Annotated in this window: 14 protein-coding genes; all 14 read left to right on the top strand. The window is 37.6% G+C overall.

Translation table 11 applies throughout. From position 1 onward, the window contains the following. The first annotated feature begins 63 nt into the window (after positions 1 to 63). A complete protein-coding gene (buk, locus tag ACFQZ1_RS03140) occupies positions 64 to 1,167 on the top strand; it encodes a butyrate kinase (protein WP_377880644.1) in 1,104 nt (367 codons plus the stop codon). 4 nt (positions 1,168 to 1,171) lie between these two features. Beyond that, positions 1,172 to 2,593 (top strand): dihydrolipoyl dehydrogenase, encoded by a 1,422-nt coding sequence (gene lpdA / locus ACFQZ1_RS03135; protein WP_377880643.1) that lies wholly within the window; start codon positions 1,172 to 1,174, stop codon positions 2,591 to 2,593. A gap of 81 nt (positions 2,594 to 2,674) precedes the next feature. Then, on the top strand, positions 2,675 to 3,676 hold the full coding sequence (gene bfmBAA, locus ACFQZ1_RS03130) for a 3-methyl-2-oxobutanoate dehydrogenase subunit alpha (RefSeq protein ID WP_377880642.1): 1,002 nt from the start codon (positions 2,675 to 2,677) through the stop codon (positions 3,674 to 3,676). 13 nt (positions 3,677 to 3,689) lie between these two features. Beyond that, entirely contained in the window at positions 3,690 to 4,673 is a 984-nt protein-coding gene (gene bfmBAB, locus ACFQZ1_RS03125; RefSeq protein ID WP_377880641.1) for a 3-methyl-2-oxobutanoate dehydrogenase subunit beta, read from the top strand. 15 nt (positions 4,674 to 4,688) lie between these two features. Continuing rightward, positions 4,689 to 6,011, top strand: a complete 1,323-nt coding sequence (locus tag ACFQZ1_RS03120; protein WP_377880640.1) for a dihydrolipoamide acetyltransferase family protein — start codon at positions 4,689 to 4,691, stop codon at positions 6,009 to 6,011. Positions 6,012 to 6,177: 166 nt separating this feature from the next. Further along, positions 6,178 to 6,882, top strand: coding sequence for a DUF421 domain-containing protein (locus ACFQZ1_RS03115; RefSeq protein WP_377880639.1), 705 nt, complete (start codon positions 6,178 to 6,180; stop codon positions 6,880 to 6,882). A gap of 80 nt (positions 6,883 to 6,962) precedes the next feature. Beyond that, the gene (locus ACFQZ1_RS03110; protein WP_377880638.1) at positions 6,963 to 7,424 is read left to right on the top strand and encodes an NUDIX hydrolase; all 462 of its coding nucleotides are present in this window, start codon (positions 6,963 to 6,965) and stop codon (positions 7,422 to 7,424) included. 136 nt (positions 7,425 to 7,560) lie between these two features. Continuing rightward, entirely contained in the window at positions 7,561 to 7,968 is a 408-nt protein-coding gene (locus tag ACFQZ1_RS03105) for a YjdF family protein (protein ID WP_377880637.1), read from the top strand. Positions 7,969 to 8,122: 154 nt separating this feature from the next. After that, positions 8,123 to 8,536, top strand: coding sequence for a BrxA/BrxB family bacilliredoxin (locus ACFQZ1_RS03100; protein ID WP_377881038.1), 414 nt, complete (start codon positions 8,123 to 8,125; stop codon positions 8,534 to 8,536). A 234-nt stretch (positions 8,537 to 8,770) separates the two neighbouring features. Continuing rightward, positions 8,771 to 9,550, top strand: a complete 780-nt coding sequence (locus ACFQZ1_RS03095; protein ID WP_377880635.1) for a transporter substrate-binding domain-containing protein — start codon at positions 8,771 to 8,773, stop codon at positions 9,548 to 9,550. A 36-nt stretch (positions 9,551 to 9,586) separates the two neighbouring features. Next, positions 9,587 to 10,246 carry an amino acid ABC transporter permease gene (locus ACFQZ1_RS03090; protein ID WP_377880634.1) on the top strand — a complete coding sequence of 220 codons (660 nt, stop codon included), beginning with the start codon at positions 9,587 to 9,589 and terminating at the stop codon, positions 10,244 to 10,246. Further along, on the top strand, positions 10,239 to 10,961 hold the full coding sequence (locus ACFQZ1_RS03085) for an amino acid ABC transporter ATP-binding protein (RefSeq protein WP_377880633.1): 723 nt from the start codon (positions 10,239 to 10,241) through the stop codon (positions 10,959 to 10,961). Before ACFQZ1_RS03090 ends, ACFQZ1_RS03085 begins: the two co-directional genes overlap by 8 nt. Positions 10,962 to 11,064: 103 nt before the next feature. Then, positions 11,065 to 12,033 carry an aromatic acid exporter family protein gene (locus tag ACFQZ1_RS03080; RefSeq protein ID WP_377880632.1) on the top strand — a complete coding sequence of 323 codons (969 nt, stop codon included), beginning with the start codon at positions 11,065 to 11,067 and terminating at the stop codon, positions 12,031 to 12,033. 21 nt (positions 12,034 to 12,054) lie between these two features. After that, positions 12,055 to 12,594, top strand: coding sequence for a L,D-transpeptidase (locus ACFQZ1_RS03075; RefSeq protein WP_377880631.1), 540 nt, complete (start codon positions 12,055 to 12,057; stop codon positions 12,592 to 12,594). Positions 12,595 to 12,686 lie beyond the last annotated feature (92 nt).

The following is a 12,686-nucleotide window of genomic DNA, read 5'->3' as shown; positions in this document are numbered from 1 at the left end:
GCAGTAGCAGCTTTATTTGGAAGTTGCTACTGTCTTTCTAAATAAATGATGGAGGGAGCAGCCTTGTCCGTGAATCGAATTCTTGTCATTAATCCTGGTAGTACATCTACGAAGATTGGTGTTTTTGATAACGAAAGACCTGTTTTAGAAGAAACAATTCGTCATGACGAAGAACAGATTGGGAAATATAAGCGTATTATTGATCAATATGAATTTCGTAAGCAAACTATTTTAGAGGTGCTTCATTCCCATGGTATTAATATTTCTAAGTTAAATGCTGTATGTGGACGCGGCGGATTACTTCGCCCAATCGAAGGTGGTACGTATACAGTAAATGAAGCTATGCTAGAAGATTTAAAAAATGGTTATAGTGGCCATCACGCTTCCAATTTGGGAGGTATTTTAGCATATGAAATCGCTTCTGGACTTAACATTCCAGCGTTTATTGTCGATCCAGTAGTTGTAGATGAAATGGATGATATTGCCCGTATTAGCGGAATAGCTGGCATGGAGCGAAGAAGTATTTTTCATGCGCTAAACCAAAAAGCAGTAGCTCGTAAAGTTTCAAAAGAACTTGATCGTAAATATGAAGATTTAAACTTATTAATTGCACATATGGGCGGCGGTATTTCAGTTGGTGCTCATAAAAAGGGAAGAGTTATTGATGTAAATAACGGTTTAAATGGAGAAGGACCATTCAGCCCAGAACGTGCAGGAACAGTTCCGGTAGGTCAGCTTGTAGAAATGTGCTTCTCTGGTGACTATTACCGTGATGAAATGATGAAAAAACTCGTTGGACAAGGTGGCTTAGTAAGCTTACTTGGTACAAATGATGCAATTAAAGTAGAAAAGATGGTAGAACAAGGTGATCCGGAAGCGACACTTGTTTATACGGCGATGGCATATCAAGTTGCAAAAGAAATTGGTGCGGCAAGTACAGTTCTTCATGGGAAAGTAGATGCTATTGTTTTAACTGGTGGACTTGCATATAGTAAAATCCTTGTTGATGAAATTAAAGAGCGTGTTCATTGGATTGCAGATGTCATTGTACATCCAGGAGAAGATGAATTACAAGCATTAGCAGAAGGTGCGCTTCGTGTACTTCGTGAAGAAGAAGCTGCAAAAGAGTATGTTGTAATGGAAAAAGAAACCGTAGCTAGGGGTTGAGAATATGGCAAAAGAGTACGATTTAGTTATTGTTGGCGGCGGTACAGGCGGATATGTTGCTGCTATTCGTGCATCACAATTAGGACTAAAAACAGCGCTTGTTGAAAAAGAGAACCTAGGAGGTACTTGCTTACACAAAGGTTGTATTCCAAGTAAAGCGTTGCTTCGCAGTGCTGAAGTTTTTGCAACTGCGAAAAAAGGTGAAGAATTCGGTGTTGTAACGAGCAATGTAGAATTAAATTTTGCAAAAGTACAAGAACGTAAAGAAAAAATTGTTAGCCAGCTTCATAAAGGAGTACAACATTTAATGAAGCAAGGGAAAATCGATGTGTATGAAGGAATCGGTCGTATTCTTGGCCCATCTATTTTCTCACCGATGCCAGGAACGATTTCTGTTGAATTAGCGAGCGGAGAAGAGAATGAAATGCTTATTCCGAAAAACGTAATCGTTGCAACAGGGTCACGTCCAAATTCTTTACCAGGACTTGAACTTGATGGTGAATATGTCATGTCATCTGATCACGCCTTGAAAATGGAAGCGATTCCTGAATCTGTAATTATTGTTGGCGGCGGTGTAATCGGTATTGAGTGGGCATCTATGCTTGCTGATTTCGGTGTGGAAGTAACTGTACTTGAATATGCAAAACATGTTCTTCCGCTTGAAGATCAAGATGTTTCTAAAGAAATGCAACGTTTGCTTAAGAAAAAAGGTATTAAAATTGTAACTGGTGCCAAAGTATTACCAGAAACTTTAATAAAAGATAATGGCGTTACAATTCAAGCAGAACTTAACGGTGAAAATAAAGAATTTAAAGCTGAAAAAATGCTTGTATCTGTTGGAAGACAAGCGAACACACAAAATATCGGCTTAGAAAATACAGATATTGTTGTTGAAAAAGGTTATATTCAAACAAATGAATATTATCAAACGAAAGAATCACATATCTATGCAATTGGTGATGTAATTGGCGGCTTGCAACTTGCACACGTTGCTTCTCATGAAGGAATTGTAGCAGTTGAACATATTGCTAGAAAAGAGCCGATGCCAATTGATTACTCTATGGTATCTAAATGTGTATATAGTAGCCCAGAGGTTGCTTCTGTCGGTTTAACAGAACAAGAAGCAAAAGAAAAAGGCTACAAATTAAAAGTAGGTAAATTCTCATTCCGTGCAATCGGTAAAGCACTTGTATACGGAGAATCTGATGGTTTTGTGAAACTTGTTGTTGATGAAGAAACAAATGATATTCTTGGTGTTCATATGATTGGACCACATGTAACTGATATGATCTCAGAAGCAGGTCTTGCAAGAGTATTAGATGCGACGCCTTGGGAAGTTGCACATACAATTCATCCGCATCCATCGTTATCAGAAGCAATTGGCGAAGCTGCATTAGCGGTTGATGGAAAAGCATTACACGGATAAAAGTGAACCGGTGGGAATGGATAGTGTATCGTTCTTGCTTTATAATAGAGCGTGGTAAAAAGGATTTAGGAGGGTGTTAAAATGGCTGAAGTAAAAGCAAAACGCCATGAAGAGCTTGGCTTAAGCGATGAGCAAGTATTAGAAATGTATCGCACGATGTTACTCGCACGTAAAATTGACGAGCGTATGTGGTTATTAAACCGTGCAGGAAAAATTCCATTTGTAATCTCTTGTCAAGGTCAAGAAGCTGCACAAGTAGGAGCAGCATTTGCACTTGATCGTGAAAAGGACTATGCGTTGCCATATTACCGTGATATGGGTGTCGTGTTAGCATTTGGTATGACAGCAAGAGAGCTTATGCTATCTGGATTTGCAAAAGCAGAAGATCCAAACTCTGGCGGACGTCAAATGCCTGGACACTTTGGACAAAAGAAAAATCGCATCGTAACAGGTTCTTCACCAGTTACAACGCAAGTACCGCACGCAGTAGGTATTGCATTAGCAGGTAAGATGGAAGGGAAAGATTTAGTAACGTTTGTTACATTTGGAGAAGGTTCTTCTAACCAAGGTGACTTCCATGAAGGTGCAAACTTTGCAGGAGTACACAAATTACCAGTTATTTTCATGTGCGAAAATAACAAATATGCAATTTCTATCCCGGTTGAAAAACAATTAGCATGTAAAAATGTATCTGACCGTGCAATCGGTTATGGTATGCCAGGATACACAGTAGACGGAAATGATCCGCTTGAAGTATATAAAGCTGTAAAAGAAGCTGCAGATCGTGGTCGCCGTGGTGAAGGCCCAACATTAATTGAAACTGTATCTTATCGTTTAACAGCTCACTCTAGTGATGACGATGATCGTGTGTATCGTGATAGAGAAGAAGTAGAAGAAGCAAAGAAAAAAGATCCAATCTATACATTTGCAAACTACTTAAAAGAAGTAGGCATTTTAACAGAGGAATCTGAAAAACAAATGTTAGATGATGTGATGCATATCGTAAACGAAGCAACAGATTATGCAGAAAATGCTCCGTATGCGGATCCAGAATCTGCATTAAAGCACGTATACGCGGAATAAGGGGGAACGTTTCATGGCTGTAATGTCTTATATTGACGCGATTACATTAGCAATGCGCGAGGAAATGGAACGCGATGAGAAAGTATTTGTATTAGGAGAAGACGTTGGTAAAAAAGGTGGCGTATTTAAAGCGACAACTGGATTATATGATCAATTTGGTGAAATGCGCGCGCTGGATACACCACTTGCAGAATCGGCAATTGCTGGGGTAGCAATCGGTGCAGCGATGTATGGAATGCGTCCAATTGCAGAAATGCAATTTGCTGACTTCATTATGCCAGCGGTAAACCAAATTGTTTCCGAAGCAGCAAAAATTCGTTACCGTTCTAACAATGACTGGACTTGTCCAATCACGATCCGCGCACCATTTGGCGGCGGTGTTCACGGTGCATTGTATCATTCTCAATCTGTAGAAGCACTTTTTGCAAACCAACCTGGCTTAAAAATTGTAATTCCTTCTACACCGTATGATGCAAAAGGTTTATTAAAAGCAGCAATTCGTGATGAAGATCCAGTATTATTCTTTGAACATAAACGTGCATATCGCTTAATTAAAGGTGAAGTGCCTGAAGATGATTATGTATTACCAATCGGAAAAGCAGACGTAAAACGTGAGGGTGACGATATTACTGTTATCACATACGGATTATGTGTTCACTTTGCTCTTCAAGCTGCTGAAAAATTAGCACAAGATGGCATTTCTGCTCACATTCTTGATTTACGTACTGTGTATCCGTTAGATAAGGAAGCAATTATTGAAGCAGCTTCAAAAACAGGTAAAGTTCTTCTTGTAACGGAAGATAATAAAGAAGGAAGCATTATAAGTGAAGTAGCAGCAATTATCGCAGAAAATTGCTTATTCGATCTTGATGCACCAATTGCGCGTCTTGCAGGTCCAGACGTTCCAGCAATGCCATATGCACCAACAATGGAAAAATTCTTTATGGTGAATCCAGATAAAGTTGAAAAAGCAATGCGCGAACTTGCGGAATTTTAATCGGGGGGACTATACATGGCTGTAGAAAAAATTACGATGCCTCAGCTTGGGGAGAGTGTAACGGAAGGTACAATTAGTAAATGGCTTGTTTCTGTTGGTGATCATGTAAATAAATATGATCCGCTTGCAGAAGTAATGACAGATAAAGTAAACGCAGAAGTACCATCTTCTTTCACTGGGGTTGTTACTGAGTTAATCGCTGGCGAAGGTGATACATTAGCTGTCGGCGAAGTGATTTGTATGATTCAAGTTGAAGGTGCAAATGAAGTAGCTGCAACAGCTGTAGAAGAAAAAACAGAAGAAGCACCAAAAACAGATGCAGCTGCAGCTGCATCAGCAGCGCCAAAAGCGAAGCAACCAACTGATGGTAAGCCACGCTTTTCACCAGCTGTATTAAAACTTGCAGGTGAACATAATATTGACTTAGATGCTGTAGAAGGTACGGGAGCAAATGGTCGTATTACGCGCAAAGATATTTTAAAATTAGTGGAATCTGGAAATATTCCACAAGCAGGTGCGAAGAAAGAAGCAGCAGCTGCACCAATTACGCAAGAAGCACCAAAGGCTGCGGCTACACCAGCACCAGCAGCTCCAAAAGCAGAAGCGGCAAAACCAGTATCTGTACCAACAATGCCTGGAGATATTGAAATCCCAGTGACTGGTGTGCGTAAAGCGATTGCTGCAAACATGCTGCGTAGTAAGCATGAAGCACCGCATGCTTGGATGATGATTGAAGTGGATGTAACAGACCTTGTTTCATACCGTAATTCAATTAAAGGTGAATTTAAAAAGCGTGAAGGCTTCAACTTAACATTCTTTGCATTCTTTGTAAAAGCTGTTGCACAAGCGTTAAAAGAATATCCACAAATTAATTCTATGTGGGCTGGCGATAAAATTGTTCAGAAGAAAGATATCAACCTTTCTATCGCAGTTGCAACTGACGATGAACTATTCGTTCCAGTTATTAAGCACGCTGATGAGAAAACAATTAAAGGTATCGCTCGTGAAATTACTGAGCTTGCAACGAAAGTACGTACGAAGTCATTAAAAGCTGACGAAATGCAAGGTGGAACATTTACAATCAATAATACAGGATCATTCGGTTCTGTTCAGTCTATGGGTATTATTAATTATCCACAGGCGGCAATTTTACAAGTGGAATCTATCGTGAAACGTCCAGTAATTATGGATAACGGTATGTTCGGTGCACGCGATATGGTTAACTTATGCTTATCTCTTGACCACCGTGTATTAGACGGATTCATTTGCGGTAAGTTCTTAGGACGCGTAAAAGAAATTCTTGAAAATACGTCTGCAGATAATACTTCTGTATATTAATGATAAAAAAGCTCGCCAATTGGCGGGCTTTTTTATTTATATCAATTGAAAGCGCATTTCTTATGTAAATTTATAATTTCGTTAAAGCTTTATATTGTTTTTTACATAGACAATATAGATAAACACAAACTAAAAGGAGGAATTTTATTAAGGGGTGCTATTTATTATGCATATGCACATCTTTGAAGGAACAAAGCATCTTTCGAATTTTGAATGGATAATCCGTGCCATAGTGGCATATATGTTTTTGATTATTGTTGCAAAGGCAATGGGACAACGCTCTATTGCTCAGCTTCGTTTTTTAGATCTTGTTCTCGTGCTATTAATAGAGGGAAATCTATCGAACGCATTATCTGATGAAAGAGTAGGCCTTCTCGGTTCTCTGATTACAACATTTGTTCTCGTAGTACTTCATATAGTAAGTTCCATTTTGACATTAAAGGTGGATTGGTGGAGACGTTTTTTAGAGCCTGCACCGATTATTCTGCTACATAACGGTTCCGTTCAATTTAATAATTTAAAGAAAGCACGGATTACAGTAGAATATTTGTTTTCTGAGCTGAGATTGCAGGGGATTACGGATATTCAAACGGTAAAGTTAGCTTTATGGGAAGCGAGTGGAGTCGTTTCAGTATTTCAATATGCAGCACATGAAACAATTTCTCGAAAAGATATGAAAATATACGTAGAACAATCACCTATTACATTTATTCTTGTGAAGAACGGAAAGATTCAAAAAGATGTTCTCGCTTTATTAGAAAAAACAGAAGAGTGGGTAAGAGACGAGTTAGAGCAAAGAGTACCTATTCAATCGATTCAATTAGCAACAGTTGATGAAAAGGGACAAATAAATATTTTACTTAAAAAGTAAAAAAACATTATGCATTTTTCCATTTTATACATATGATACAATGGTGTGGACAACGAAATAAAAAAGAAGGGTTTGTTACGATGGGATATGTTGAAGAGTTACGAAAAATAGTTGGTCATCGCCCTTTAATTTTAGTCGGTTCAGTTGTTCTTGTATTGAATGAAGATGGAGAAGTGCTATTACAACAAAGGCAAGAACCGCACGGGAAGTGGGGACTTCTTGGTGGATTAATGGAGTTACGGGAATCACCAGAAGAAACAGCATGTCGTGAAGTTTATGAAGAAGCCGGCATTCATGTGAAGAATTTGCAGCTCATTAATGTGTTCTCAGGTGCAAAACATTTTGTGAAACTAGAAAACGGTGACGAGTTTCAAGCTGTAACGACTGCATATTATACGCATGATTATGAAGGAGAACCTGCTGTAAATAAAGAGGAAGCGATGCAATTAAAGTTTTTTTCGATTACAGAATTGCCAGATTATATTGTAGGATCGCATAAAAGAATGATTGAAGTATATGCAGAAATGATACAAAACAAGTAGAAATGTAATATAATGGTGATAGAAATGCAAAAACACAGTTCCGGTTGGTAGTCCGGACGCATAATTTTTTATGTCAGTAACCTTCCCCTCCGGGATGTCCAGCATTTCTGAATATGTTTTAAAGGAGGGGCTGTCAATGAAATTGACAGTATATCATGACGGTCAGTATTTTGTAGGAATGATTGAACGAGAAGAAAATGGAAGGTTGTATGCAGTACGGCACATTTTTGGTACTGAACCGTCTGATGAAGAAGTGCTTTTGTTTGTAAATGATACGTTGTTACCGTATTTTGATTGCTTTGCTAAATGCGGAGTAGAGATTAAACAGCAAAAACGTCCGAAAAATGTAAAGCGCATGATTCGGCAAGCCGCAAGGGAATTAAAAACTTCAAAATTTACGAAAGCACAAGAAGCGATTCAGTTATCGTATGAAGTGCATAAACAAGAGAAGCAAGTGCAATCGAAAGAAATGCGAGAAGTAGAAAAACGGAAAAAACGTGCGTTAAAAGTGCAAAAAGCGAAGCAGAAGCGTCGTGGTCACTAAGAAAAACGTCTTAGAGCGAGGTCTCTAAGACGTTTTTCTTAATGAATCATGACTACAAAGCAAGTAAGTTTACTTGTATTTTAGAAATGGTTATTGGTAAGATACAGATAGATACGTGTGAGGAGGGAAAACTTTGATTAACTTTAACTTTTTTATGAATGACGTTGTTCGTCAAGCGCGCGAAGAAATCGTGGCTGCTGGTTATACAGAATTAACAACAACAGAAGCGGTAGATGAAGCATTACAAAAGAAAGGCACAACGCTTGTAATGGTAAACTCTGTGTGCGGCTGTGCAGGTGGTATTGCACGTCCAGCAGCAGCGCATTCTGTTCATTATGATAAACGCCCAGATAATCTTGTTACTGTATTTGCAGGTCAAGATAAAGAAGCAACAGCACGTGCTCGTGAATATTTTGAAGGATATCCACCATCTTCTCCGTCGTTTGCATTATTAAAAGACGGTAAGATTGTGACAATGGTTGAGCGTCATGAAATTGAAGGCCATGAACCAATGCAAGTTATTGCTAAATTACAATCGTACTTTGAAGAACATTGTGATGAAATGTAATATACGTTTTTAGAACCGTTAAGAATGGAATCTTAACGGTTCTTTTTTATACATAAAATCAGTTGTTTATGCATAAATTATACAGTGTATAAGCTGTTAATGATGTTGTGGAAAGAAAAAACAAATTTATTTTTATTTTATTTATTGCATAAAAATAAATTTGTTGCTACAATACATTCAACGAATAAAAATTCTATTATTTTTTTAAATATACATTTACTAGGAGGAGAAGAAATGAAGAAATTTTTATCAATTTCACTTGCACTTATTTTAATCGTAAGTATATTCGGAGCTTGTAGTAAGCGTGAAGAAGCAGGAAGTACTAATAAAAACAAAGTTTTAGTAATGGGAACTTCTGCAGATTACAAACCATTTGAATATGTCGATGCGAAAAAGGGCGACGACATTATCGGTTTCGATATTGATGTTATGAACTACATTAGTAAAGAATTAGGTTATAAAGTTAAAATTAAAGACATGGATTTTAGCGGATTGTTGGCATCATTAGAAGCTGGAAAAGTTGACTTTGTAATGGCTGGGATGACACCGACAGCAGAACGTAAGAAAAATGCTGATTTTACGGATATTTATTTTACTTCTAAAAACTTGATTATTTCTAAAGAAGGTTCAAACATTAAAACATTGCAAGATTTGCAAGGTAAAAAAGTAGGAGTACAAACAGGATCAATTCAAGAAGAAAAGGCAAAGGATTTACAAAAACAAGTATCGTTCCAATTTGAAGGACGTGACCGTATACCAGAACTAATTCAAGAAATTCAAGCAGGCCGTTTTGATGCAATTATTTTAGAAGATACAGTAGCAAAAGGATATTTAGAAAAAAATAAAGAGTTAAAGAGTGTAGAAATTCCGGAAGCTGCGGATGAAGCTGGTTCAGCAATTGCACTTCCGAAAAATAGTGATAAAACAGCGGAGTTTAATAAAGTGATTAAGAAAATGAAAGAAAATGGAGAAATGGATAAATTAGTGAAGAAATGGTTTGGCGGCGAGCAATAAGCCGCCTTTCCGTCTTCTGGAGAGGACTGACTTAGGATGAATTTGGATTTTTCGCAAATTACGCCGTCAATACCGTATATATTAAAGGGATTAGAAGTAACGTTAAAAATTGTTTTTGTAGCTTCTTTGCTCGGCTTTGCGCTAGGTACGTTATTAGCGCTTTGTAAAATTGCTAGAATTAAATTTTTAAGTATGATTGCTGATTTTTATACATCAATTTTTCGTGGTACACCGCTTGTACTACAATTAATGCTTATTTATTATGGTCTCCCTCAAATTACAGGATATGATATTTCGGCATTTTTAGCAGCAGTTTTAGCATTTAGTTTAAACTCAGGTGCGTATATGTCGGAAGTTATTCGCGCCGGAATTCAGGCGGTTGATAAAGGACAAACAGAAGCAGCGATGGCACTCGGTGTTCCATATGGAAAAATGATGCGAAATATTATTTTACCGCAAGCATTAAAAAACATTTTGCCAGCATTAGTAAATGAATTTGTTACATTAACGAAAGAGTCAGCAGTTGTTACTGTGATAGGCGCAACAGATTTAATGCGCCGCGCGTATATTGTTGGCGGAGAGACATTGTCATATTTTGAACCACTTTTATTTGTCGGTATGATTTATTACATTCTTGTTATTATTCTTACATTCATCGGCAAAGCGGTTGAAGGGAGAATGAAGAAAAGTGATTAAGATTGAAAACCTTCATAAATCATTTGGAAATAACGAAGTATTAAAAGGTATTACAACAACAATTGGACAAGGCGAAGTAGTTGCGATTATTGGACCGTCTGGTTCAGGAAAATCAACATTTTTACGTTGCATGAATTTATTAGAAGTACCATCGAACGGACAAATTTGGATTGGCAATCAAGAAGTAACAAATCCGAATACAAATATTATGGAAGTGCGTCAGCATGTTGGGATGGTATTTCAGCATTTTCACTTATTCCCTCATATGACAGTGTTAGAAAATATTACGTATGCTCCTCTTACAGTAAAAGGTATCTCAAAGGATGAGGCAGCAAAAAAAGCTGAAGAATTATTAGAAAAAGTGGGATTACTTGAGAAAAAGGATGCATATCCAAATCGCCTTTCTGGTGGACAAAAACAGCGTGTTGCAATTGCAAGGGCCTTGGCAATGGAACCGGACGTTATGCTTTTTGACGAACCAACTTCCGCGCTGGACCCAGAGATGGTAAAAGAGGTACTAGAAGTTATGAAATCTCTTGCAACGACAGGAATGACGATGGCAATTGTTACGCATGAAATGGGCTTTGCAAAAGAAGTGGCCGATCGTGTTCTGTTTTTAGATGGTGGAAAACTTGTAGAAGATGCGAACCCAGAGCAGTTTTTTACAGCACCGGAGAGCAAGCGTGCACAAGAATTTTTGCAAAAAATGTTGTAATATGTAAAAATTGCGTGAATAATAATGGGAAAAGGATGACATTGCGTCATCCTTTTCTTTATACTTATTTTGAAAGTAGTTCGTACATAATAGGAGCGTTAATATGTTTAAAATTGGATATCGAACAGTGAAAACAGCAGCTGGAACTGCCTTGGCTGTGTGGATTGCTCAATTATTTCATTTAGAGTTTTATAGCACAGCCGGCATTCTTGTTATTTTATGTGTACAAAATACAAAAAGAAAATCATTAGAAGTATCTATTCATCGTTTTTTAGCTTGTTTACTTTCTATGGTGTTTGCATTTTTTATTTTTGAATCGATAGGGTATACACCGCTAGCAATTGGACTTCTATTACTTCTGTTTATTCCAACTGCGGTTATGCTTAAGATTCAAGAAGGGATTGTTACAAGCTCTGTTATCGTTATGCATTTATTTTCATTGCAAAAAATTACGTGGTTAATTGTTGGAAATGAGATTGCAATTTTAACGATTGGAATTAGTGTTGCTTTGCTAATTAATTTGTACATGCCAAGCGTTGAAAGTGAGTTAAAAGAGTATCAACAAAAAGTAGAATCTAATTTTAAGACAATTCTGTTTGAAATGGCTGCATACTTAAGAAATCGTGATAGTGTTTGGAATGGAAAAGAGCTAATTGAAACGGAAGAATTACTTGAGAAGGCAAAAGATTTGTCTTTCAAAAAGCTGGAAAATCAATTTATGCGTGAAGATGATTATTATTATCGTTATTTTCAAATGCGTCAGCAACAGTATGAAATTTTAGAAAGAGTTATGCCGTTAGTCGCTTCGTTATCTTGGGCATATGAACAAGCGGGGATGGTGGCCGATGTAATTGAAAATGTTGGGAATGCAATTCGCCCAGAAAGTACGGGAGTTATTTCATTAAGGCAACTTCAGGAGATGCGAGAAATCTTTCGGGAAATGCCGCTTCCGGAGACACGAGAAGAATTTGAAACGCGTGCTAAGCTCGTTCAGCTCGTGTATGAAATAGAACAATATTTACTCATTAAAAGTCGATTCAGAGGGAAATATAATATCAAAGAATTAATATAAGAAGGAAGGAATGATTGAGGTATGCCATATCTTCTTTCATTCATATTATTTGTTTCCCTATCGCCGCTTTGGCCGCTCGGTGATAATCCACGTGTTGGCGATCCGCTTATTATCGTCAATAAACAAACGAACCAGCTTGCATATATTCATGATGGAAAGATACAAAACACATTTCCAGTTGGGACAGGTAAAACGAATGATTTAACGCCAGAAGGTACATTTGATGTTGTGATGAAAGCAAAAAATCCATATTATATTGCAAAGAACATCCCAGGTGGTTCCCCGAAAAATCCGCTCGGTTCTAGATGGATTGGGTTTAATGCCCGAGGTACAGATGGTAGTAAATATGGAATACACGGAACAAATCAGCCAAGCTCAATCGGCAAATATATTTCGCAAGGTTGTATTCGCATGTATAAAAAAGATGTAGAGTATTTATACGATCAGGTTCCGATTGGAACAAAAGTATGGATTGTTAAGTCGAAAAAGTCATTTGAGCAGCTTGCGAAAGAAAAGGGTGCGATTGCTTACGAAAAAAGCCAACAGTATAGGGGCTGTTGACAAAAGGGGGGAGCGCTTTGCGCTCCCCCCTTTTTTATGTTTTTCTTTTTGTTTTTCTCTATTTTACACCTATTCGTATTACTCAATGCCTT

Source organism: Bacillus sp. CGMCC 1.60114 (assembly GCF_042676365.1).
Lineage (GTDB): Bacteria > Bacillota > Bacilli > Bacillales > Bacillaceae_G > Bacillus_A > Bacillus_A rhizoplanae_A.
The sequence above is the reverse complement of the archived record's forward strand: the minus strand, read 5'-3'. Positions and strand labels throughout refer to the sequence as shown.